At 67.9% G+C, this 23,781-nt stretch carries 20 protein-coding genes; 11 read left to right on the top strand and 9 right to left on the bottom strand.

From position 1 onward, the window contains the following. Both ACTHK2_RS00005 and ACTHK2_RS00010 read right to left on the bottom strand, forming a co-directional pair. On the bottom strand, positions 1-687 hold a 687-nt coding region (locus ACTHK2_RS00005), incomplete at its 3' end, for a GAF domain-containing protein (RefSeq protein WP_440243374.1). Next, on the bottom strand, positions 684-1,481 hold the full coding sequence (locus tag ACTHK2_RS00010) for a CDP-alcohol phosphatidyltransferase family protein (RefSeq protein ID WP_440243376.1): 798 nt from the start codon (positions 1,479-1,481) through the stop codon (positions 684-686). The genes ACTHK2_RS00010 and ACTHK2_RS00005, both read right to left, overlap by 4 nt. 146 nt (positions 1,482-1,627) lie before the next feature. Here ACTHK2_RS00010 and ACTHK2_RS00015 point away from each other — a divergent pair, with 146 nt between their 5' ends. The 7 genes from ACTHK2_RS00015 (at position 1,628) to ACTHK2_RS00045 (ending at position 7,858) form a co-directional block, all read left to right on the top strand. Continuing rightward, a complete protein-coding gene (locus tag ACTHK2_RS00015) occupies positions 1,628-2,050 on the top strand; it encodes a DUF4124 domain-containing protein (RefSeq protein ID WP_440243378.1) in 423 nt (140 codons plus the stop codon). 101 nt (positions 2,051-2,151) lie between these two features. Next, positions 2,152-3,849 carry a proline--tRNA ligase gene (locus ACTHK2_RS00020; protein WP_440243380.1) on the top strand — a complete coding sequence of 566 codons (1,698 nt, stop codon included), beginning with the start codon at positions 2,152-2,154 and terminating at the stop codon, positions 3,847-3,849. 143 nt (positions 3,850-3,992) lie between these two features. Then, on the top strand, positions 3,993-4,313 hold the full coding sequence (locus ACTHK2_RS00025; RefSeq protein ID WP_440243383.1) for an H-NS histone family protein: 321 nt from the start codon (positions 3,993-3,995) through the stop codon (positions 4,311-4,313). A 170-nt stretch (positions 4,314-4,483) separates the two neighbouring features. Continuing rightward, complete coding sequence (locus ACTHK2_RS00030) at positions 4,484-5,599, top strand: DegT/DnrJ/EryC1/StrS family aminotransferase (RefSeq protein WP_440243385.1); 1,116 nt, start codon at positions 4,484-4,486, stop codon at positions 5,597-5,599. Beyond that, positions 5,599-6,540 (top strand): glycosyltransferase family 2 protein, encoded by a 942-nt coding sequence (locus ACTHK2_RS00035; RefSeq protein ID WP_440243387.1) that lies wholly within the window; start codon positions 5,599-5,601, stop codon positions 6,538-6,540. The genes ACTHK2_RS00030 and ACTHK2_RS00035 overlap by 1 nt, the downstream gene beginning before the upstream one ends. Further along, positions 6,537-7,472 carry a WxcM-like domain-containing protein gene (locus ACTHK2_RS00040; RefSeq protein WP_440243390.1) on the top strand — a complete coding sequence of 312 codons (936 nt, stop codon included), beginning with the start codon at positions 6,537-6,539 and terminating at the stop codon, positions 7,470-7,472. Before ACTHK2_RS00035 ends, ACTHK2_RS00040 begins: the two co-directional genes overlap by 4 nt. Then, positions 7,469-7,858, top strand: a complete 390-nt coding sequence (locus tag ACTHK2_RS00045; RefSeq protein WP_440243392.1) for a GtrA family protein — start codon at positions 7,469-7,471, stop codon at positions 7,856-7,858. The genes ACTHK2_RS00040 and ACTHK2_RS00045 overlap by 4 nt, the downstream gene beginning before the upstream one ends. Here ACTHK2_RS00045 and ACTHK2_RS00050 read toward each other — a convergent pair. After that, a complete protein-coding gene (locus ACTHK2_RS00050) occupies positions 7,839-10,184 on the bottom strand; it encodes a hypothetical protein (RefSeq protein ID WP_440243394.1) in 2,346 nt (781 codons plus the stop codon). The genes ACTHK2_RS00045 and ACTHK2_RS00050 overlap by 20 nt on opposite strands. Positions 10,185-10,465: 281 nt before the next feature. On the opposite strand from ACTHK2_RS00050, the gene ACTHK2_RS00055 reads away from it, so the two are divergent. Together ACTHK2_RS00055 and ACTHK2_RS00060 are read left to right on the top strand one after the other, a co-directional pair. Next, positions 10,466-12,442, top strand: a complete 1,977-nt coding sequence (locus ACTHK2_RS00055) for an acetoacetate--CoA ligase (RefSeq protein WP_440243396.1) — start codon at positions 10,466-10,468, stop codon at positions 12,440-12,442. Next, positions 12,439-14,298, top strand: a complete 1,860-nt coding sequence (locus ACTHK2_RS00060; RefSeq protein ID WP_440243398.1) for a hypothetical protein — start codon at positions 12,439-12,441, stop codon at positions 14,296-14,298. The genes ACTHK2_RS00055 and ACTHK2_RS00060 overlap by 4 nt, the downstream gene beginning before the upstream one ends. Here the strand turns inward: ACTHK2_RS00060 and ACTHK2_RS00065 are convergent. The 5 genes from ACTHK2_RS00065 to ACTHK2_RS00085 all read right to left on the bottom strand — a co-directional run bounded on the left by ACTHK2_RS00065 (position 14,295) and on the right by ACTHK2_RS00085 (position 18,800). Beyond that, entirely contained in the window at positions 14,295-15,455 is a 1,161-nt protein-coding gene (locus tag ACTHK2_RS00065) for a trans-sulfuration enzyme family protein (protein ID WP_440243400.1), read from the bottom strand. The two genes, ACTHK2_RS00060 and ACTHK2_RS00065, sit on opposite strands and share 4 nt — an antisense overlap. 76 nt (positions 15,456-15,531) lie before the next feature. Next, a complete protein-coding gene (locus tag ACTHK2_RS00070) occupies positions 15,532-16,902 on the bottom strand; it encodes a pyridoxal-phosphate dependent enzyme (RefSeq protein WP_440243402.1) in 1,371 nt (456 codons plus the stop codon). A 137-nt stretch (positions 16,903-17,039) separates the two neighbouring features. Next, positions 17,040-17,252: a YdcH family protein gene (locus ACTHK2_RS00075; protein ID WP_440243404.1), complete on the bottom strand. Its 213-nt coding sequence runs from the start codon at positions 17,250-17,252 to the stop codon at positions 17,040-17,042. A gap of 460 nt (positions 17,253-17,712) precedes the next feature. After that, a complete protein-coding gene (locus ACTHK2_RS00080) occupies positions 17,713-18,387 on the bottom strand; it encodes a hypothetical protein (protein WP_440243406.1) in 675 nt (224 codons plus the stop codon). After that, positions 18,384-18,800 carry a DUF4398 domain-containing protein gene (locus ACTHK2_RS00085; RefSeq protein ID WP_440243408.1) on the bottom strand — a complete coding sequence of 139 codons (417 nt, stop codon included), beginning with the start codon at positions 18,798-18,800 and terminating at the stop codon, positions 18,384-18,386. The genes ACTHK2_RS00080 and ACTHK2_RS00085 overlap by 4 nt, the downstream gene beginning before the upstream one ends. A gap of 94 nt (positions 18,801-18,894) precedes the next feature. Between ACTHK2_RS00085 and ACTHK2_RS00090 the strand changes: the two genes are divergently transcribed. Together ACTHK2_RS00090 and ACTHK2_RS00095 are read left to right on the top strand one after the other, a co-directional pair. After that, positions 18,895-19,998, top strand: coding sequence for a PilT/PilU family type 4a pilus ATPase (locus tag ACTHK2_RS00090; RefSeq protein WP_131992080.1), 1,104 nt, complete (start codon positions 18,895-18,897; stop codon positions 19,996-19,998). 100 nt (positions 19,999-20,098) lie between these two features. After that, entirely contained in the window at positions 20,099-21,697 is a 1,599-nt protein-coding gene (locus tag ACTHK2_RS00095; protein ID WP_440243410.1) for a sulfotransferase, read from the top strand. A gap of 3 nt (positions 21,698-21,700) precedes the next feature. On the opposite strand, the gene ACTHK2_RS00100 is transcribed toward ACTHK2_RS00095, so the two are convergent. Then, positions 21,701-23,536, bottom strand: a complete 1,836-nt coding sequence (locus tag ACTHK2_RS00100) for a tetratricopeptide repeat-containing sulfotransferase family protein (RefSeq protein WP_440243412.1) — start codon at positions 23,534-23,536, stop codon at positions 21,701-21,703. Positions 23,537-23,781: the final 245 nt, after the last annotated feature.

The raw sequence follows: 23,781 nt of genomic DNA on the forward strand, positions 1-23,781 counted from the left end.
GCCGATCACCGGGAAGCCGTCGCGGCGCCGGTGCGGCAGCAGGGATTTCTGCAGCCGGCGCGCGAGGTCGAACTCGCGCTTGAGGCGCTGCTGCTCGAGCAGGCTCGCGGCCATGCGCGCGCTGTTGATCGCGAGTGCCGCGGGCGCGGCGACGAGGTCGAGCAGTTCGGCGTCCGCGGCCGAGAATGGCGTGCCGTCGCGGCGGTTGACGATCTCGAGCACGCCGATCGGTCCCGCCGCGGTGCGCAGCGGCGCGCAGACGAGGCTGCGCGTGACGAAGCCGGTGCTGTCGTCGGCGGCACGCCAGACGCGTGCATCGCTCGACGCGTCGGCGACGAGCTGGGTCGCGTTCTCGGCGACCGCAGCACCGACGATCCCCTGCCCGACCGCGAGGCGCGCGCCGGCGATGTCGACCGGGCCGATGCAGATGCGACAGTCGAGCACGAGCGTGGCAGGGTCGAGCAGGAACAGCGAGGCCGCCTCGACCTGCATGAAGTCGACGACCCGCGTGACCGTTTCGGACAGCGTCTGGCGCAGGTCCAGCGAAACCGCGAGCGCCTGCGACAGCTCGGCGAGGAAGGCGAGCGTGCCCCCCTCCCCGGTGCGCGGCTCGGCCGCCGGGCGCAACGTCGCGCGCACGCCGCCCGCGGTGCACGCACCGGCGGAGCGGGCGTGCAGCGCCTTCATCCCTCGCTCCGCCCGGAGCCGCGCGAGGCGCGCTCGCTGCGCTTTTGGCGCAGGCCCCAGAGCGTCATGGCCGGGCCGGACAGCACGTACGCAACGGCGATGCCGAACAGCACGCGCGGCGTGTCGACCGCGAGTGCGACGAGGATCAGCATCGCCGCGGGGATCCAGATGAACGGCACGCGGTCGGATTTGGGCCACGCCTTGAAGCTGAAATAGCGCACGCGGCTGACCATCAAGAGGCCGGCGACGATCGCGACGACCGGCGTCACGAAGTCCATTTCGCTCGCGCGCAGGCCGAGCCCGCCCGATTCGATCGCCCAGACGAAGGACATGCACAGGCCTGCCGCGGCCGGGCTCGCGAGGCCCTGGAAGTAGCGCTTGTCGGCGACGCCGACCTGAGTGTTGAACCGCGCCAGGCGCAGCGCCGCGCAGGCGGCGTAGATGAACGCGGCGGCCCAGCCGAGCTTGCCCCAGCCCGAGCCGTACGCCTTGAGCGCCGAGAGCGACCAGGTGTAGAGCACCAGCGCGGGCGCGAGACCGAAGCTCACGAGGTCGGACAGCGAGTCGTACTGCACGCCGAACTCGCTCTGCGTACCGGTCAGGCGGGCGACCCGGCCGTCGAGCCCGTCGAGGATGCCGGCCACGAACACGGCGACCGCCGCGTCGGTGTAGCGCCCGCCGATGCCGGCGATGATCGCGTAGAAGCCTGCGAACATCGCGCCGGTCGTGAACAGGTTCGGCAGCAGGTAGATACCGCGCGGCGGCTTGCGCGCGCCGGTCGAAGGAGCTTCCATGGTCGATCAGCGGCAGTGGACGTCGTGGCCGTGAGTGTACCGTGATCCGCAAATCCGGGCGTTCTTGCTTGTAACGCGGCCCCAGTGGTGCTATCCAGTCGCCCGAGCGCCGCTCCTGACGGCGCGCCGCAGACGAAGGCCCCCTCATGAAGTGCAATTGGCTCCTCCTCGCCCTCCTCATGGCCAGCCTGCCGGTGGCTGCCGGCGAGATGTATTCATGGACCGATGCCAATGGCACCAAGCACTTCTCCGACTCGCCGCCGCCATCCTCGATCAAGGCACAGAAGGTCAAGATGAAGGGCGGCGTCACCTCGAACGAGCCGACCGAGGAACAAGCGACCGGCACCGATGGCAAGAGCGGCGGCCCCGCACTCGCCGCCGCGGCCGGCTACGCCGCCGAGGACATCAAGCGCAACTGTGACATCGCGCGCCAGAACCTCGGCGTCGCCGAGGGTCGCAAGATCCCCGTCGACGCGCAGGGTTACCCGACCGATCTCGACGCGGCCAAGAGCCGCCAGCAGGAGATCGACAAGGCGAACCAGCAGATCAAGCTGTTCTGCGCGCACTGAACCAGGCGAGGCGGGGGTAGAGCCGACGGCTCCGCGAGCGCTGCCCGGCCATGGGCGGCGCTGCTAGAATCGAACGTTCCGCCTTCAGTCACCGGAACGTCATGCGCCTGTCCCGCTTCCACCTCGCGACCGTCAAGGAAGTTCCCGCCGACGCGGAAATCGCCAGCCACCGGCTGATGCTGCGTACGGGCATGATCCGCAAGCTCGCCGCCGGCATCTACACCTGGTCGCCGCTCGGCTTGCGCGTGCTGTCGAAGGTCGAGAACGTCGTGCGCGAGGAGATGGACCGCGCCGGCGCGCTCGAGCTGCTGATGCCCTCGATCCAGCCGAAGGAACTGTGGGAGGAAACCGGGCGCTGGGAGAAGTTCGGTGGCCAGCTACTCAAGATCAAGGACCGCAAGGACGCCGCCTACTGCTACGGCCCGACCCACGAGGAAGTCATCACCGACTACGCGCGTAACGAACTGCGCAGCTACAATCAGTTGCCGGTGAACTTCTACCAGATCCAGACCAAGTTCCGCGACGAGATCCGCCCGCGCTTCGGCGTCATGCGCGCGCGCGAGTTCCTCATGAAGGACGCGTATTCGTTCCACCTCACGCACGATTGCCTCGCCAACGAATACCGCAACATGTACGACACCTACGGCCGCATCTTCACGCGCCTGGGGCTGAAGTTCCGCGCGGTGCAGGCCGACACGGGCGCGATCGGCGGCAATGCGAGCCACGAGTTCCAGGTGCTCGCCGATTCGGGCGAGGACGCGATCGCGTTCTCGACCGGCTCGGACTATGCGGCCAACATCGAGATGGCCGAGGCGCTCGCGCCGGCCGCGCCGCGTCCCCCGGCCGCGCAGGCGCTCGCACGCGTCGCCACGCCGACGCAGAAGACGATCGAGGAAATCAGCGCATTCCTCGGCGTCGAGCCTGCCCGGTGCGTGAAGACGATCCTCGTGCGCGGCAAGGATGGCCTCGTTGCGTTGTGCGTGCGCGGCGACCACGAGGTCAACGAGGTCAAGGCGGCCAAGCTCGCCGAACTCCCGGGCGAATCGGTGCTCGCCGACGAAGCCGAGATCGTGCGCGCGACCGGCACCAAACCCGGCTTCATCGGTCCGGCGGGGCTGCCCGACACGATCCCCGTGATCGTCGATCGCAGCGCCGCCGCGCTCGCCGACTTCGTCTGCGGCGGCAACCAGGACGGCAGCCACTACACCGGCGCGAACTGGGAGCGCGACGCGCGCGTCACGCGCGTGGCGGACATCCGCAAGGTCGTCGAAGGCGATCCGTCGCCGGACGGCCACGGCATGCTCAAGATCGCGCGGGGCATCGAAGTCGGCCACGTGTTCCAGCTCGGCGACACCTACGCGCGCGCGCTCGGCGCGACCGTGCTCGATGACGCCGGCAAGGCGCAGGTGATGCAGATGGGCTGCTACGGCATCGGCGTCAGCCGCATCGTCGCCGCCGCGATCGAGCAGAATCATGACGACGCCGGCATCGTGTGGCCCGAACCGATGGCCCCGTGGCGCGTCGCGATCTGCCCGATCGGTGCCGCGCAGAACGCACAGGTGCGCGAGGAGGCGGAGAAGCTCCACGACGAGCTTGCCGCGCGCGGCATCGACGTGCTGATCGACGACCGCGGCCTTCGCCCCGGCCCGATGTTCGCCGACATGGAGCTGATCGGCATCCCGCACCGCATCGTGGTGAGCGAACGCGGCCTCGCCGCGGGCACGTTCGAGTACCGCCGTCGCGGCGAAAGCGAGAACCGCTCGCTGTCACGCGACGAACTGGCGCAGCTGCTCGGCTGAATCCAGGCGGCAGAGAATCACGCACCGCAAAATGCGCAGCCGATCACAGATCGGCGCGTGCCGCGCGAGCGCGACGCAGGCGTTTTGCTAGCATCACCGGTTCGTTCGGGCAGGCCGGCCGCCGCGAATCGAAAGGCGAAAACATGGCGATTGACCTCAAGTCGATGAACCACTCCCAGCTGTCCGAGCTGATCGCGCGCGCGCAGGCGCGCCAGCGCGAACTCGTGCGCGAGAAGGCGGCCAGGCTGCGCGACAAGATCCATGCGCTGGTCGAGGCGGAGGGGCTCGGCATCGACGACGTACTGGGTTCGCGCGGCAAGCGCACGGCGACGGGGCGCAAGGTCAAGCCGAAGTACCGCAACCCGACGACGGGGGAAACCTGGACCGGCCGTGGCAAGCGACCGCACTGGTTCAGCGCGGCATTGTCGTCCGGCAAGAAGGAAAAGGACCTTCTGATCGGCTGATCGGCTGAGCGCCGCGCAAGCCGCGGGGCGCGCCAGCGGCCTCGCCCCGGCGTTCCGCCCTGCGGCCCGATCGACGCCGTGCTGGCGGATTTCGGCACGCCTCTGGCAAGATTTCCGTCGTTCGCCGCGGCCGCATGCCCGCGGCGCCTCCCCTCCCGTCGACGCGACCCATGACCACGGCCCAGCGCAGGATTCCGTTCAACGCACTCGACCGACAGAACGGCGGCGAGCTCGGCGCGCGCATGGGCGACGCCGCATGCCGCATCATAGGCGGCGGGTGGTACGTGCTCGGGGTCGAAGTCGAGGCCTTCGAGCGCGAGTTCGCAGCATATTGCGGCGCGTCGCACGCGATCGGCGTCGCGAACGGCTCGGATGCACTGGAACTGGCGATCGCGAGCCTCGGCCTGCCCGCCGGGACCGAAGTGGCGGTAGCGCCGAACGCAGCGATGTACGCGACGCTGGCGATCCTCGCCAACGGCCTCGTGCCGCTTTTCGTCGACGTCGATCCGCTGCGCGCGACGCTCGACCCGCAGGCGCTCGCCGCCGCGATCACGCCGCGAACGCGCGCCGTCGTCGCGACGCATCTGTACGGTGCGCTCGCCGACATGGATGCGATCGGCAAGGTCGCACGGGCCCACGGCCTCACCATGATCGAGGACTGCGCGCAGGCGCACGGCGCGAGCCTCGGCGGACGGCGCGCAGGATCGTTCGGCGCACTCGCCTGCTTCAGCTTCTACCCGACCAAGAACCTCGGCGCGCTCGGCGACGGCGGCGCGGTGACGACCTCGGACGATGCCCTTGCCGCGCGCGTGCGCCAGCTGCGCCAGTACGGCTGGAAGGAGAAATACAGCGTCACCGCCGCGCACGGACGCAACAGCCGCCTCGATGAACTGCAGGCGGCCCTGCTGCGCCTCAAGCTTCCCCTCGTCGACGCCTGGAACGCGCGCCGGCGCGCGATCGCCGCGCGCTACGGTCGCGGCATCCGCCATCCTGCGATCGAACTGCCGCCCCTGCCCGGCACCGACCAGGTCGCACACCTGTACGTCGTGCGCAGCGAGCGGCGCGACGCGCTGCGCGGCCACCTCGCCGCCTGCGGCATCGGCGTCGACATCCACTACCCGATTCCCGATCACCGCCAGCCCGTATTCGGCGAGCGCTATGCCACGCTCTCGCTGCCGGTAGCCGAGCGTCTCGCGCGCACGTCGCTGTCGCTGCCGTGCTTTGCCGAGCTCGAGGATGCCGAGGTCGACGCCGTCATCGCTGCCTGCAACGGGTGGGACGCCTGATGCACTCGCTCGTCGTCCCGGTGTACGGGAACGAGGCGTCGATCGGCGAGCTGCTCGAAGCGATCACCGGGCTCGCACGACGGCTGCCGCAACCGCTCGAAGCGGTGTTCGTCGTCGACGGCAGCCCGGACCGGAGCTACGCGCTGCTGCGCGACGCGCTGCCACGGATGCCGTTCCGTGCGCAGCTGCTGTCCCACTCGCGAAATTTCGGCGCCTTCGCGGCGATCCGCACCGGCCTCGCCGCCGCGCGCGGCGACGACGTCGCCGTGATGGCCGCCGACCTGCAGGAGCCGATCGAACTGATCGAGCGCTTCTACGGCGTGCTCGCACGCGACGAGGCCGACATCGTGGTCGGCACTCGCGTCGCGCGCGCGGACCCGTTCTTCTCGCGCGTTGCCTCGGCGATGTTCTGGTGGCTGTACCGCCGCCTCGTGCTGCCGCAGATCCCCCGCGGCGGCGTCGACGTGTTCGCCTGCAACCGTGCGTTCCGCACCGAACTGCTGGCGATGGGCGAGGCGAATACGTCGCTGGTCGGGCAGCTCTTCTGGCTCGGCATGCGCCGCACCGTGCTGCCGTACGAGCGCCTCGCCCGCCGGCACGGCCGCAGCGGCTGGTCGTTCTCGCGCAAGCTGAAGTACCTCATGGACAGCGTGTTCGCGTTCTCCGACCTGCCGGTGCGGCTGCTCATCCTGGTCGGCGGCCTCGGCCTCGGCACCGCGCTGCTGCTCGGCGCGGTGGTGGCGGTCGCGCGCCTGCTCGGCTACATCACGTTGCCCGGTTACGCGATGACGATGCTCACCCTGCTGTTCTTCGGCGGACTCAACACGTTCGGCCTCGGCCTGATCGGCGCCTACGTGTGGCGCGCGTACGAAAACACGAAGCAGCGGCCGTTGGCGATCGTGCACCGCGCACAGGAATTCACGGGGGCACCACCCGAATGAACCATTTCGTGCATCCGCAGGGGCTGTGCGAATCGTCCAAGGTCGGCGCGCGCACGCGCGTGTGGGCGTTCGCGCATGTGCTGCCGGGCGCGACGATCGGCGAGGACTGCAACATCTGCGACCACGTGTTCGTCGAGAACGACGTCGTCGTCGGCGACCGCGTGACGATCAAATGCGGCGTGCAGCTGTGGGACGGCGTCCGCGTCGGCAACGACGTGTTCATCGGGCCGAATGCGACGTTCACCAACGACCGTTTCCCGCGCAGCAAGGCCTATCCCGAGCGCTTCGCGCAGACGCTGCTCGAGGACCACGTATCGATCGGCGCGAATGCGACATTGCTGCCCGGCGTCACGATCGGTCGCAATGCGATGGTCGGCGCCGGCGCGGTGGTCACGCGCTCGGTGCCGCCGAACGCGATCGTCGTCGGAAATCCGGCGCGCATCGTCGGCTACGTCAACGCCAAGACCGACGCGGCGGCGGCTCTCGACGCGGTACCGGCGCAGACCGGCGCGCGCCGCCTCGGTGTCGGCGAGGTCAGCGTGCATCGCCTGCCGCGCGTCGCCGACATGCGCGGCAGCCTCAGCGTCGGCGAGTTCGAGCGCACCGTGCCGTTCGCACCCAAACGCTACTTCCTCGTATTCGACGTGCCCGGGCGCGAGGTGCGTGGCGAACACGCGCACCGCGAGTGCCACCAGTTCCTCGTCTGCGTGCGCGGATCGGTGTCCGTGCTTGTCGATGACGGCCGGCGACGCGCGGAAGTGCTGCTCGATCGGCCCGACGTCGGCATCCACATCCCGCCGATGATCTGGGGCACGCAGTACCGCTACTCGGGCGACGCCGTGCTCCTCGTGTTCGCCTCCCACTACTACGACGCGAACGAGTACATCCGCGACTACGCGACGTGGCTGGGCGAGCGGGAGCGCGCCGGATGAAAGTCGCGGCGCCACCGCGACGCGGTCGCGAGATCCTGCGCTTCCTCGCCGGCGGCGCGAGCACGACCGCCGTCTCCTACGCGGTATACCTGCTCCTGCTGGCGCGCCTGCCTTACGTCGCCGCCTACTCGATCGCGTATGCGGTGGGCATCGCCTGGTCGTACTTCGCGAACACGTGGTTCGTGTTCCGCGAGCGCGCGAGCGTGTCGCGCGCGCTCGCGTTCCCGCTCGTCTACGCCGTGCAGTACCTCGTCGGCTCGCTGCTGCTGTTCGCCCTCGTCGACGGCCTGCACGTGCCCGCGGCGTTCGGCCCGCTGCTGGTGGTGGTGCTGACGCTGCCGCTCACCTACGTGCTGTCGCGGCGGATCATCGTACGCTCGCGCTGAGCGCGCGCGCGTCTGGCGCCGGCTTCATGCGCCGCCGGGCGAGCCACGGCGAGGCGACACAGAGGGCTATGACGAGCAGGCCCAGCGTGCTCAGCGCGCCGCCGAGGTACACGCTGCGCGGATGGAAGGAAAGTTCGACGATGCTCTCGCCTTCCGGCACGACGACGCCCTGCAACGCATAGTCGACTTGCAGCAGCGGCACCTGTGCGCCGCCGAGGCTCGCCTGCCAGCCCGGGTAATCCATCTGGCTGATCACGAGCAAGCCGGCACGCTCGGCATGCGCGACGAAACGCCAGTGGCCGGCGGACAGCCGTTGCGACTGGACCGTGCCCGCACTGCCCCAGCGCTGCGCGAGGGGCAGGTTCGGCGCCGCATCCTGTTCGACCAGGGCGACCGCGCGCGGGTCGAACGCCCGTCCGAACGGCATGACGCCGGAGCGGATGTCGGCGAGCGTTTCCGCATCGTCCGCCTCCACGACGCCACCGACGAGCCAGGCGCGGCCGGCGAAATCGACGCGCTCGAGCGCCCTGGCATATCCGGGTAACGTCGTCGCGAGGGGCCGCCAATGTCCGGGATCGGCCGCCGCCGCGGCGAGCGACGCCGCATCGCCGAGCAGCCAGCGCACGCCGAGCAGGTCCCAGTAGGGACTGGCCGGCGGGAAGTTCGGATAGAGGCCCGTCACGCCGACACCGGTCAACTGGCCGAACCGCTCCGGCATCAGCGAGACGTATCCGCTCGCGCTCGGCAGCCCGTACAGCAGGTTGACGTTCGGCACGGCGATACCGGAACGCTGCAGCGGCAATATGCGTGCATGGTCGCGCTGCGCATCGGCGATCAGCGCCTGCCAGGCCGGCGCGGGTGGCACGGCCGTCGGCGCCGTATGCACCCGCCATTCGTAGAACCAGCCGAAACTCGCGAGGTCCAGCGCGACGATCACCACCAAGGCCACGCACGCGGAACGCGGCCAGCGCCGCAAGCACGTCGCGAGCAACAGGCCGGCACCGAACAAGGCGATCGGCCCCCACACGGCCTTGTTGTGAAGCATCGAAGGCATCGCCACGTGCTTGGCGAATGCCATCGCGAAGATCGTGCCGTACGCGGCGTAGAGGAGGACGAGCACGACGACGAACGCCGCTCCCGCGGCAAGGAGGGCGCCGCGCAGCCGCTTGCCCGAGAGTTCGCCGCGTTGCACCGCCGCGATCGCGTAGGCGCAGAGCACGGCCCCCGCGAGGATGCAGATGATGCCCGCGCGGCCGAGGCAGCGAAAGCTGCGCAATACCGGCAGGGCGAAGCCGAGGCGGCCGAGTGGCGTCGCATCGGCCGTCATGTACGCCCCCGCGAGGATCGAGACGGCGATCCAAAACCATGCGTGCGGGCGCGCCCGCGCCGACCATGGCGCGAGCATGGCGAACAGCAGCGTCGACGCACCCGCGTAGAACGACAGTTCGGTCAGCGACGGCGCGCCGAAATCCTTCGCGTAACCGCCGAGGACGTTGCCGAACAGGTTCGGGAAAATGCCCATGAACAATTGGATCGTAGGCAGTGAATAGCTGGTGTAGTTCGCGTACGTCCATTCGCCGCGCGCAGCGAGCCCGGTGAACTCGGCGAAGGGCAGCAACTGCACGGCCGCGAGCAAGATGCCCGCGGCGACGCCTACGCCGCAGCGCAGGAGGTAATGCGGATCGGGCAGGCCGAACCGCTCGCGCAAGGTGATGCTGCGCCAGCCCGCATACGCGCACGCGAGCAACAGGCCATAGACCCAGATCTGCGGGTGTCCGCCGAGGAACGACAGCGCGACGCCGCAGGCCACCGCTGCGACCGGCGGCCAGCGCCCGCTCCGCGCGAGGCCTTCCACGCCCCACAACGCAAGCGGGATCCATGCGGCGGAATGGATGATCGAGAGATGGCCCAGGTGAGCCGTCATGAAACCGCCGCCGCTGTAGACGAGGCCGGCGACGACCGCGCCGCCCATCGACCCGCAGAGCAGGCGCGCGAAGCCGTAGGTGCAGAACGCGGCGATCACGTAGGCGCTCACGACCAGCGCGTTGTAGTGGCTGCCGAACAGCCGCAGCGGGTACCAGAGGAAGTGCTGCGTGTCGGCGAATGCGGGATAGCCGGCGAACAGCTCGTCGATCCACAGCGACCAGCCGCGCGCGATCGCGGGCAGGTAGCTCACCGATCCGTCGCCCGGCGCGAGCAGCCGGCCGGACAACAGCACGGGCGAGAAGTACAGCAGGTAGATCGCGATGAAGAACGCGAGCACCGCCGCGTGCTCGCGCAACGCGTTCCGCGCCCCGTGAGCTTCGATCGCCTGCGTTCGATCCATCCCGTTCTCCCCTGCCCTTCGTGCGCCGATCACGCCCGGACGCGTCGTGCGAGCGCGCTATGGGCGCGCGGCTCGGCCTGGGCATTCGTGAAAAAGTAACAGAATCGGTGGGGCGCCCGCGATGCGGCCGCCGGCTCGCGCGGCCGGCACCGATGCGTCGTGCCGATCGGCTGGCGGCCCCCGGCCGGTTTCGCGGATAATCGACGTATCGCGCCCGGCCCGCGCCGCACGCGCGCCTCGCGGCGCCATCCGGCCGGCCGCCACCAACCCTGCAGGCATGCATGAGCAACGACCCGACGCCATCGATGGAAAAGCCGGTGTGGGAGCCGAGCTCCGAGCGCATCGAACGCGCGAACATCAGCCGCTTCATGCGCTTCGTGCGCGAGAGCACCGGCAACGACGACATCCGACGCTATGCGCCGCTGCACGAGTTCTCGGTGCGCAATCCTGAGCGTTTCTGGTCGCTCGTGTGGGAGTTCTGCGGCATCCGCGCGCACGGCGAGCACGAGCCGGTGCTCGTCGACCGCGACCGCATGCCCGGCGCACGCTGGTTCCCGAACGTCACGCTGAACTTCGCGCAGAACCTGCTGCGCTTCAGGGACGACCGCGCGGCGATCGTATTCCGCAACGAATGGGGCCATCGGCGAGAACTCAGCTACGCCGAACTGCACGCGGAAGTCGCGCGCGTCGCGCATGCGCTCAAGGGCGCCGGGGTCGGGGTCGGCGATCGCGTCGCCGGCTTCATGCCCAACATCCCGGAAACGATCGTCGCGATGCTCGCGACCACGTCGCTCGGCGCGACCTGGTCCTCGTGCTCGCCCGACTTCGGCATCCGCGGCGTGGTGGATCGCTTCGGCCAGATCGCGCCGAAGGTGCTGTTCACCGCGGACAAATACGGCTACGGCGGCAAGCGCTTCGATTGCCTCGAGAAGATCCGCGGCGTACTCGACGAGGTGCCGAGCATCGAGCACCTCGTGGTCGTGCCCTACAGCGGCGATCCGCTCGTGCTCGACGGCCTGCGCAACGCGATCTCGCTCCCCGAATTCTGCGGCGACGGCGAGCATGCGCTCGAGTTCGTGCCGGTGCCGTTCGACCATCCGCTGTACGTGATGTACTCGTCGGGCACGACCGGCGTACCCAAGTGCATCGTGCACGGCGTCGGCGGCACGTTGCTGCAGCACCTCAAGGAACTCGTGCTGCACACCGATCTCAAGCGCGAAGACCGCCTGTTCTATTACACGACCTGCGGCTGGATGATGTGGAACTGGTTCGTGTCCGGCCTCGCGGTCGGCGCGACGCTCGTCGTCTACGACGGCTCGCCGTCGCATCCGGACGGCAACGCGCTGTGGGATCTCGCCGACGAGGTCGGCATCAGCGTGTTCGGCACGAGCGCGAAGTGGCTCAGCGCGATCGAGAAGGCCGGCGTGAAGCCGCGCGAGACGCACAAGCTGCTGCAGCTGAAGACGATCCTCTCGACCGGCTCGCCGCTCGCGCCGGAGAGTTACGACTACGTCTACCGCGACATCAAGGAGCGCATGCTGCTCGCGTCGATTTCCGGTGGCACCGACATCATCTCCTGCTTCGCGCTCGGCTGCCCGGTGCTGCCGGTGTACCGCGGCGAACTGCAGTGCCGCGGCCTCGGCATGAAGGTCGAAATCCTCGACGACGCCGGCAAGCCGGTGCGCGGCGAAAAGGGCGAACTCGCTTGCACCGCGCCGTTCCCGTCGATGCCGGTGTTCTTCTGGAACGACCCCGATGGCGAAAAGTACCGCAGTGCGTATTTCGCGCGCGTGCCCGGCGTGTGGTGCCATGGCGACCATGCGCTGCTGACCGAGCACGACGGCGTGGTCATCTACGGCCGCTCCGACGCGACCCTGAACCCGGGTGGCGTGCGCATCGGAACCGCGGAAATCTACCGCCAGGTCGAGCAGGTGCCCGAAGTGCTCGAGTCGGTGGCGGTCGGCCAGCACTGGGGCGACGACGAGCGCGTGATCCTGTTCGTGCGCCTGCGCGAAGGCATCGTGCTCGACGACGCGCTGCGCGAGCGCATCGCGCGGCAGATCCGCGCCAACACGACGCCACGCCACGTGCCGGCGAAGGTCCTGCAGGTCGCCGACATCCCGCGCACGATCTCCGGCAAGATCACCGAGATCGCCGTGCGCGAGGTCATCCACGGCCGGCCGGTGAAGAACACCGATGCGCTCGCCAATCCCCAGGCGCTCGAATGTTTCCGGAACCTGGAAGCGCTGCGGCAATGACCAGGGGCACACGCCCCCTCTATTGGCTTGGATTCATTGCGGCGCTCGCGTTCGCATGCTCCCTGTTCAGCGCCATTCCCGGAGTAGCGCTTCCCACGCTGGGCCAAGCGATCTGGGCCACTGCATTCGCGGAGTCGTACGCCCATCAGGGCATCCTCGCCGTCCATGCCGTCGATTTCGGGCTTCCTGCCCCCGCAGCCATCGCCTTCGGACTATCGGGCACCTTCGTACAAGGCCAGCTGATCCGCTTCGGCTTCGCGCCTATGGACGCCTACAGCGCGATGGTCGCCTCGTACCTTGCGCTGGCACTTTTCGGAGCGGCCGTGCTCGCCCGCTCCTTCGGCGCGTCAAGAGGCCTTTCGCTCATTCTGGGCGCGATTTGGCTCACGCTGCCGATCGGCTGGGGGCACGTCAACTACTCCATGGTGGCATTGGGGTTCGTGCTGCTGCCCTTCTATATGTACGCCGTCGTGGCATTGCTGGCTTCCGACACGCTTGCCAAGCAAATCGGCTCCGCACTATTCATGGTGGTCAACTGTACGCTTTCCGCATTCATGGACGGCTACACGTTCATCATGTTCGCCGTCGGCACGGCGATCCTCTGGAGCGTCCATGTCGCCACGCGCAAGAGCGATCGCCTGCGAGCACTCCTCTTCGCGCTTCCATGCATTGCGCTGGCATTCGGAACGGCGTACCTGCTCTATTCGGCCTTCATCGGCGGGAACGAGTACGCAACCTCCTCGCTCGACATGTTTCGCGCAATGGGGGTCGATATCACGATGCTGATGGCGCCCACCCGGGGCACACTGTGGGCATGGAATATCCTTCACCTAGGGGTCACGCGGAACCCTGAACGATTCTGGGGCGATGGCTCGATCTGGGCGACCGCCTTCGTCCTCCCGCTGCTGTTGACTGGCGTGGCGGGATGGGTGTTCGCGCCCGAACGCAAGACAGTCTTCAGCTGGCTGATCATCGCATCAGCAGGAATCTATTTGTCGTTGGGGCCATCGCTCAAGGTCAATGCCACCAAGGACGGTCTGAATCTGCCGCTGCCGGAGAGCATGTATGCGATGCCCGAGCAGTACGCGCCGATTCCAACGGGCTCACGCTGGCTTTCGACCCATGTTCCCGGCTTCATGCACATGCGGGCCTCGTACCGCTGGGTAGCTCTGGGAATGCTGGGCCTGTGGGCGCTCACGGTCGTGTTGCTGGTGGTCCTTCATCGCCGAAACCCACGGGCTGCCTATGCAATGGCCGCCGGTCTGATCGTCGCATTCATGCCGCCGTTGCCGCGTGTACTGAAGCTGGGTATCGCCAACCGCGAGCACGCATTGGACATCGTCCGACAGCTCGTTCCGGATCTGAGTCGGGTCGCCGCCGGGGGGCGCGTCCTCTTCGTGCCGCACGGGAACGATTTCATCGCGCCGTATCTTGCAACCTCCGGAGGATTCAAGACCTACAACATCGGCGGCGACAAGAATGTGGAAATGGCCAGACAAGCATGGAGCGAGCCGATGCGACGGCTCGATGGTGCCGGCATGCAATCTGCGACTCTCAGAGCCGACGCACAGCGGATCCTGCTGGACGGCGAAGTCGCCGCGATCGTGGTGCCCTATTTCGACATGCTGGCGTCCGCACATGAATGGCCACGGCCCGCCGACGAGACGGACGCCATCCGCAATGGACGCCTTCCCCTTGCACGCCTCGTCGCGACATCACCATGCTTCAGACTGTGGGAGTTCCCGCGCTTCTCCGCTGTGTCGCTAAGCGAGTTCGGCGCGCGTCAACGCGATGCCACGCAGAGCGGCTCGGCTTCCGTGCAGGAAGCCGTCGCCGCCTGCGCACATCTCGACTAGGCGAGTGCGCGCACGAGTTCCGCCTTCAGATCTTCGACATCTTCGACGCCTACCGACAGGCGAATGAGGCTGTCGCTGATGCCCAGGCGCTTGCGGTTCGCCGGCGGGATCGAGGCGTGCGTCATGATCGCCGGATGCTCGATCAGGCTCTCGACGCCGCCGAGCGACTCGGCCAGCGCGAACAGCTCGCAGCGCTCGAGCACCTTGCGCGCCTTGCGCAGGCCGCCCTTCACCTCGACCGAAACGATGCCGCCGAAGCCATCCATCTGCTTCTTCGCGAGCACGTGTTGCGGGTGCGACTTGAGACCCGGGTAGATCACGCGTTCGACCGCGGGATGCTTCTCCAGCCATTGCGCGAGCGAGAGCGCGCCGTCGCAATGCGCGCGCATGCGCAGGTGCAAGGTCTTCAGTCCGCGCATCGCGAGAAATGCGTCGAACGGACCCGCGACCGAACCGACCGAGTTGTGCAGGAACGCCATCTGCTCGGCGAGTTCCGCACTGCCGCCCACCACGGCGATGCCGCCGACGATGTCGGAATGGCCGTTGAGGTACTTCGTCGCCGAATGCACGACGATGTCCGCGCCATGTTCGATCGGCCGTTGCAGCATCGGCGAGCAGAACGTGTTGTCGACGACGAAGATGAGGCCGTGCTTGCGCGCGAACGCGCCGACCCTGGCGAGGTCGACGAGCTTGAGCATCGGATTGGTCGGCGTTTCCGCCCAGATCATGCGCGTATTCGGCTTCAGGGCCGACTTCAGCGCAGCCGCGTCATTGAGGTCGATGAAGGTGAAGTCGAGGCCGGCGCTGCGTCGGCGTACGCGCTCGAACAGGCGATAGCTGCCGCCGTACAGATCGTCCATCGCGATCACATGGCTGCCCGAGTCGACGAGTTCGAGCACGGTGCCCGCGGCAGCGAGGCCCGAGGCGAAGGCATAACCCTGGCGGCCGCCTTCGAGGTCGGCCACGCAGCGCTCGTAGGCCATGCGGGTCGGGTTCTGCGTGCGCGAATATTCGTAGCCCTGATGCACGCCAGGGCTCTTCTGCACGTAGGTCGACGTCGCGTAGATCGGCGTCATGATCGCGCCGGTCGAGGGATCGGGAGACTGGCCGGCATGGATCGCGCGCGTGCCGAGATGCAGTTTGTCTTGCTTGGCCATGGAAGGATCGTTGCCCGGGTCGTGGTAGGAAGAAAGATCGACGCGTCGCACGACGGCGCCGCGCATGCGCAGCGCCTCAGCCGGCTCTCCGGCGCAGGTAATTGAGCAGGTCGATGCGCGTGATGAGGCCGACGAACTTCTGGCCGTCCATCACGATCGCGACATGGCCGGCGTCGAATACGGGCATGAGCGCCTCGATCGGCGACTTCACGTCGAGCACTTGCAGCTTCTCGACCATCGCGGTCGACACCGTGTCTCGGAATTTCGTCTCGTCCGCGTGGACGTGCAGCAGCAGGTCCGATTCGTCGAGGATGCCGACGATGCGGTCGCCATCCATGACCGGCAGCTGCGACACGTCGTACAGCTTCATGCGGTTGTACGCGGTCACCAGCAACTCGTGCGGCCCCACCACGACGGTATCGCGATGCGCGTACGGGCGCAGGATCAGGTCGCGCAGGTCACCGGTCGGCTGGCGCTCGAGGAAGCCGTTGTCGAGCATCCAGTAATCGTTGTACATCTTCGAAAGGTACTTGTTGCCGGTGTCGCAGACGAGCGTGACGACGCGCTTGGGCTGCGCCTGCTCGCGGCAGTAGCGCAGCGCCGCGGCGAGCAGGGTGCCGGTCGAGGAACCACCGAACACGCCTTCCTTCGCCAGCAGTTCGCGTGCGGCGAGGAAGCTTTCCTTGTCGCTGATCGCGTACGCCTTCCTGACACGCGAGAAATCGCTGATCGATGGCAGGAAATCCTCGCCGATACCCTCGACCATCCAGCTTGAGGACTTGGTCGAGAGGGTGCCCTCGTTGATGTACTGCGCGAGGATCGAACCGACCGGGTCGGCGAGGATGAACTCGGTCTGCGGCGACACCTTCGCGAAGTAGCGCGACAGGCCCGTCATCGTGCCGGAAGAACCGCAGCCGAACACAATCGCGTCGACCTTGCCTTCGAGCTGCTCGAAGATTTCGGGACCCGTGGTCTGCTCGTGCGCGAGCGGGTTGTCGGGATTGCCGAACTGGTTGATGAAATACGCGCCCGGCGTCTCGCGCGCGATGCGCTCGGCGAGGTCCTGGTAGTACTCGGGGTGCCCCTTGGCGACGTCGGAACGGGTGAGCACGACTTCCGCGCCCATCGCCTTGAGATTGAAGATCTTCTCGCGGCTCATCTTGTCGGGCACGACGAGCACGAGGCGGTAGCCCTTCGCCTGCGCGACGAGCGCGAGGCCGAGGCCGGTGTTGCCGGCGGTACCCTCGACGAGCGTGGCGCCGGGCTCGAGCTTGCCGGCGCGCTCGGCGCCTTCGATCATCGACAGGCCGATGCGGTCCTTGATCGAACCGCCCGGGTTCGCGCTTTCGAGTTTGAGGAAGAGGTCGCAGGCACCGGTATCGAGGCGCTGGGCCTTGACCATCGGCGTCTGGCCGATCAGCTCGAGTACGCTCTGGTGGATCGTCATGCGGGCTCCGCGCAGGGTCGCGGGCACGGCCCTGCGACATCGTCACCCCCGGCTGGAGGTGGTCGCGGAATGATACCCGACGGAGGGATGTCGCCGACGTCGCCGCGTCGGCGGCGGCGCCGGCAACGGCAATCCGGTCAGTGCGACGCGGCCCACATGGACGTGAGCTTGTCCTTCGCGTGCAGCTTCTCTTTCTTCATGTTGTGCAGCGTGACGTCGTCCATCGGCAGCACGCCGAGTTCGGCATCGCGCACTTTGCTGTCCAGTTCCTTGTGACGCTGGTACAGGCTGCGGAACTCCGCATTGCTCTGCATCAACGCTTCGATTTCTTTCTGGTTCTGCTCGAACATCAGCCAACCTCCTCTGGTGCAGGGAACACACACGCACGCGGCGGCACGGCCTTTCGGCCGTGCCGCTGCGGAGCGGGACGAGTTACCGCGGGGTTGCGAAATGGCTCGGAAAGAGCCGCCGTTACCGTGGACGATGCATCGAGGGCGGAGCGGAAATCGTCGGGCCTTGCTGCGGACGCCACTGCCAGGAAACGTCCGTACGCACGACCCGCGCCTCGGAGAACCGAGGGAATGCACTCCTCTGTCGCGATCGCTGCTGTCATTGGGCTCTGGCCCAAGTGGGGTCCAGGAAAAAACGGTCCACTTGGGAGTCAGACGCTACTCCGTTGCCCCTGCCTTGGCAACCGAAAAAACGCCGCTTGCAGGTCGGCAAAGCGCGCGAAAGCCTTGATAGTTTTTTAACGAAAACAGCCAGTTATGTGACGAATCAATGGGATGCGTCGGTGCGCCGCTCAGACGGTCAATCCGATTTGGACGGCGCGGCGGGTTTCGCCTTCGGCTTCGCCTTGGCCTTGTCCTTCGGCGCGGTCGCAGGCTTGGGCTTCTCGCCCGAGAGCGCCGCCTCGAGCTGTGCTTCCTTCTTCGCGAGTGCCGCCGCCCTAGCCTGGGCAGCCGCCATGCGCTTGGCCTGTTCGGCTTCGGCACGCGCCGACTCGGCCGCCTGCGCCGCCTGCGCACCTTCCACGCGTGCTGCCTCGGCCTCGCGGCGCGCGTTCTCGGCCTCTTCGGCGCGGATCTGCGCCTGCAGGCGCTGGCGCTCGAGTTCGGCGCGCGCCTGTTCGGCGTCGCGCCGCGCGATCGCGAGCTGCAGCCGATCGTTCTCGCGCTGCAATGCGACTCGCTGCCCGTCGAGCGACTCCGCCTCGGCACTCGCGCGCGCGCTGTCGATGCGCCGCTCGGCCATGTAGATCCAGTGCTCGCGCTCGCTGCGCCGCGCTTCCTTGAGGTGCGCCAACGCGAGGCGGGCACGGTCCATCGCGATCGGCGCGTGTGAGCCGAGCGCAGGGTCGGTGGCGAGCGCGTTGAAGCGATCGAGCAGGCGCAGGTAGTCGTCGTCACGCGCGGCGCCGGCATCGGCGGCGCCGGCGGCGAGCGCGATGGCCAACGCGTACTGCACGGGTCGGGCGAAGTTCATGGCTGCTCCAGCTGCAGGGCTGCGGGATGGCTGTCGAGATCGGCTTGCAGGCCTTCGTTCTCGCGAGCGAGGCGCTCGACCTCGCTGCGCGCGGTGGAAAGCCTCGCCTTGGCCAGCGCGAGCTCACTGTCGGCGAGCGACTCGGCGGCGAACTGCGCCGCGGCGTCGTAGTCCCGATCGCGCTCCGCCGCCTGCGCCTGGTCGAAATGGCGACCGGCCGCACGGTACTCGGCCGCGGCCAGTTGCGGGGCCTGTGCCTGGCGCGCCGCAGCCAGCGCGCGCGACGCCGCGTCCAGTTCGTCGAGCGGCGGCTTGGTCGGGCTGCAGCCCGCGGCCAGCGCGGTCGCCAGAACGACGATCGACGCATGGATTTTTTTGCGTGCTGGTGTCATAACTTCGCCGCTCGCCTGCAACAGGGGCCCCTATTTTGGGAAGGCGACGCCGGGTTTGGCAATGCTGGACCGACGAACCGGCGAATGTGATGAACGAACGAGAGCGAGAACCGCGATGGATATCGGCTATTTCCTGAAACTGATGACCGAGAAGGGTGCGTCGGACATGTTCCTGACCACCGGCGCTCCGGTGAACATCAAGGTCGAAGGCAAGCTCTATCCACTCGGCAACACGGGCCTGCCGAACGGCATGGTCAAGAAGATCGCCTACTCGCTCATGGACGAAGGCCAGGTGCCGCAGTTCGAGAAGGCGCTCGAGCTCAACATGGCGATCGCGGTGAAGGACGCCGGCCGTTTCCGCGTCAACGTGTTCAAGCAGCGCGGCGAAGTCGGCATGGTGATCCGCGCGATCAAGAGCGAAATCCCGTCGATCGAACAATTGCGCCTGCCGCAACTGTTCAAGAACATCATCATGGAGCCGCGCGGCCTGATCCTGCTCGTCGGCGCGACCGGCTCGGGCAAGTCGACGACGCTCGCGTCGATGATCGACTACCGCAACGCGAACAGCTCGGGCCACATCCTCACGATCGAGGATCCGATCGAATACCTCTACCGCCACAAGAAGTCGGTGGTGAACCAGCGCGAGGTCGGGCTCGATACGCACAGCTTCCACGAAGCGCTGAAGAACGCGATGCGCGAAGCGCCCGACGTCATCCTCATCGGCGAAATCCGCGACGCGACGACGATGGAGGCGGCGATCACGTTCTCCGAAACCGGCCATCTCTGCCTTGCGACGCTGCACTCCAACAACGCCGACCAGACGATCGAGCGCATCCTCAACTTCTTCCCCGAATCGGCGCACAAGAACATCCTCATGAACGTCGCGCTGAACCTGCGCGCGGTGATCAGCCAGCGCCTCGTGATGGGCAAGGACGGCCACCGCCTGCCTGCGGTCGAGGTGCTGCTCAACACGCCGCACATCCGCGACCTGCTGCGCCGCGGCCAGGTGCACGAGGTCAAGGAGGCGATGGACCGCAGCCTGCAGGAAGGCATGCAGACGTTCGACCAGTCGCTGTACGCGCTCTACAAGGAAGGCAAGATCGAGCTCGAGGAAGCGCTCAACCACGCCGACTCGCGCGACGGCCTTGCGCTCAAGGTGCGACTCGCCGAGGGCGGCGATGCGCCGATGGCCGAGAACTTCGACATGTCGAACTACTGACGCGCCACGCACCCGGCCCGCGCACGCACCGGCGCCGGTTGCGGGGGCGACGCTCGCGCCGTTGGCTCACGGCCGGCCCTGTTAGACTCGACGGCCGCCCATGTCCACGCCCTCTTCCCTCCCGCCCCGCTTGCACGGCCTGACACCGCGCGCGGTGCAACAGGTCGTCGCCACCGCGCAGGCGCTCGAAGCGGGTCGCGTCGACGAGGCGGAAGCACAGCTCGGGGCTGCGATCGCCGCATTCCCGCAGCAGCCGGAGGTGCTGCGCCTCTGGGCGGGCATCCGCAGCCAGCGCGGCGATCACGAAGCGGCGATCCGGGCGATCCGCGCGGCCGTCCTGCAGCGCGCAGGGGACGCGCTATACCACAACACGCTCGGCACCGTGCTCGCCGAAGCCGGCGACTATGACGGCGCGATCGCCGCGCTGCGGCGTTGCTGCGAGCTGCAGCCCGGGCTCGCGGTCGCCTGGTTCAACCTCGGCGTACTGCTCACGCGTTGCGTCCGCCACGACGACGCGGTCGTCGCACTGCGGCGCGCGGTCGAGCTCGCGCCGGCGCACATGCAGGCGCGAGCGCTGCTCGCCGACATGCTGCGGGTCGCGAACCACCCCGCTGAAGCGGCCGCGGAGTACCGGCGCATCCTCGCCGAACGCCCGTGCACCGGCATCGCGTGGTGGGGCCTCGCGGACATCCGCACGACACGCTTCGAAGAGGATGACGTCACGCGCATGCAGGCCGCGCTGCGCGATGCGCGCGCGAGCGACGACGACATCGTCGCGATCGGTTTCGCCCTCGCGAAGGCGTTCGACGAGCGCGGCGACTACGCGGCGTCGCTCGGGGCGCTGGATCAGGCCAACGCCGTGGCGCGAAGGCGCCGGCGCTGGGATTCCGCGGGCTTCGACGCATTCATGGCATCGATCCACGACGCCTACGCCACGCTTCCGGTCGACTGCTCGCCGGCCCACGATGCGTTCGGCCGCGAGGCGATCTTCGTCGTGAGCCTGCCGCGCTCCGGCTCCACCCTGATCGAACAGATCCTCGCCTCGCATCCGGCAATCGAGGGTGCCGGCGAACTCGCCGACCTGCCGTTGCTGATCGCCGGCGAGTCACGGCGCCGGCAACAGGCGTATCCGCACTGGGTCGGCGCGATGCGTGCGCACGACTGGCGGAGGCTCGGCCAGGCCTATCTCGATCGTACGGCCCACTGGCGCCGCCGGCGCGCGCTGTTCACCGACAAGCTGCCGAACAACTGGTACTACATCGACGCGATCCGCCGCATGCTGCCCGGCGCGCGCATCATCGCGGTGCGCCGCGATCCGCTCGAAACCTGCTTCTCGTGCTACCGCCAGTTCCTCTACAACAACGAGTACACGCGCAGCTTCGCCGACCTCGCGGGGTTCTGGCGAGCGTTCGACCGCGCCGTGCGCGACGGACTCGCGCGGCATCCGGCGCACGTTTACGAAAGCGTGTACGAGGACCTCGTCGCGCAGCCGGAGCCACGCATCCGCGCGCTGCTCTGCTTCCTCGGGCTGCCGTTCGAGCCGGCCTGCCTCGAGTTCCACCGCACCGAGCGCGACGTGCGCTCGCCGAGCGCGATGCAGGTACGCGAGCCGCTGCGCCGCGACACGGCGCGCACGCCGCGCTACGGCTCGCTGCTCGACCCGCTGCGGCGCGAACTCGGCTTGCCGCCCGCCGGTTGAGGCTCAGCCCACCGCCGGGGCGTCGGTCGAATAGCCCCAGTGCTGCAGCATCGGCTCGAGGATCGGCAGCACCGGCTCGATGTACTCGCGATAGCGCAGCCAGCGGTTCATGCCGCGGCTGTTCACGGGCTGGATCACCTGCGTGTAGCTCGGCGTGCCGATGAAGCCCTTGCGGCGCGCGTGCTCGTGGAAACCGAGCAGCGGCGCTGCTTCGCCGAGATCGAGGAACTGCGCGATGCGTGCGGCCTGGCCCTCGACGTCGGCGACGATGTCCTCGTTGCGCACGGTGAGCACGTCCGGTTCGAAGAGGGCCGCGTGGTGCAGCCACGACTGCATCGACGCGACGTACGAGGTCGCGAGTCGCTGCAGGTCCGAGCACGCGGCGGCGAGCACGCTGGAGCGGAAATTCTGCATGTAGCAGCTGAGGATCACGTCGCACGGATGGCGCAGTGCGAGGATGAACTTCGCGTGCGGGAACAGGCGATGGATCAGTGGCAGCCACAGCATGTTCAACGGATTCTTGTCGACGATCCGGGTGTCCCAGCGCCGCGGAATCGCCTCGCACACCATGCCGAGGTAGCGCTTGCGCAATTCGTCGCAGTCGCGCTGGCCGAGCCGCGCCATGTCCTGTGGCACGAAGATGTCCTGCTCGGCGAGCTGGTCGGAAAGCTTGTTGAAGAACGGATTCTCGTCCATCGACTGCAGGCGCGGATGCGCATCGAGCATCTGCTCAAGCAAGGTCGTGCCGGACCGCGGGAAGCCTACGATGAAGACGGGGGAGTGCTTCGCTTCCGGCGCGGTGAGTACCGGCCAACGACGCGCATCCTCGGCGTCGACGCGCACGTCGGCGAGTGGCAGCGGCGACGCGCCGGGTTCGAACCGCTTGGGGATCACGTGCTTCAGGTCTTCCACGTGCAGCGCGTGGGCTTCCTTCAGCGCCTGCATCGTGCCCGCGACGTCGTCGCGCTTGGCGCGTATCTCGGCGAGCAGGTAGTGATGCGCATAGTCGCCCTCGCCGCGCAGGCCCGCGTCCTCGAGGATCGCCTGCGCTTGCGCGAGATCGCCCTTGCGCTGGGCCACCTTGGCGAGCACATGGGCGAGTTCCATCCGTACCTCGGTTGTGGCGCCGTCTAGCCGACCCGCGAGCTGCGCGAGCAGGGATTCTGCGTCCGACAGCCGATTGAGGCGCTCGTAGGCGGATGCGAGGTGGACGATCGCGTGGATGTTGCCGGGCGCGCGCCGCACGAGATCCTCGAGCAGGATCTGCGCGGAGTCTCCGTCGCCGAGTGCAAGTTGCAGGTCTCCGAGTTCCTGCTGCAACCCATCGTCCTCGAGCGGAAGCCCTTGGCGCCATGGCTTGAGCAGGTCTTCGGCTTCTTCGTATTCGCGGCAGGCTTGGCAGGCACGCGCAGCATGGATGCGCACGCGCGGCGAGTCCGGCTCCAGTGCATGGGCGCGCAGCGCGATGTCGCGTGCCCCCGCGTAGTCGCGCTGCTGAAGCCTCAGCAGCGCGTAATTGACGAGTTGGCCGGCATCCGCCGGTGAACCCTCGAGCAGGCGCTCGTACACCGCGGCGGCGTCATCGAGGCGTCCTGCTTCGCGCAAGGCGGTCGCGTAGTTGCCCCAATGCTCGGTGCGCCCCGGAAAGAGCGTCGTCAGGCGCTCGTAGGCATCGACCGCCTCGTCCGCTCGACCCTGCATCTGCAGGCTGATCGCGAGCATCGTCAACAGGTCTTCGCGTGCGTCACCGCCCTGCAGGAGGGCACGCACGAGGCGTTCGGCTTCGCGCCAGTCGGCGACGCGAACCGCCGCGGCAATCGGAATCAGATCAGGATTCATCATCGTCATCGAAAAAAAAAGGCCGCGCGGGAAACCCGCGCGGCCGTGTAGCTTACAACGTGACTCGATCTTAGAACTTGACCGTCACGCGGCCCCAGTAGTAGCGGCCCATCAGGTCGAAGTCGCTCGGGTCCGTGTTCGCGTTCAGCGTGTTGTTCGCGTACAGGAACGGCGGCTGCTTGTCGCCGACGTTGTTCACGCCGATGTCGAAGCGCGTGTTGAGCGACTCCAGGTTGTAGCCGAAC

It is taken from the genome of Dokdonella sp., assembly GCF_051958935.1.
Classification (GTDB): domain Bacteria; phylum Pseudomonadota; class Gammaproteobacteria; order Xanthomonadales; family Rhodanobacteraceae; genus Dokdonella_A.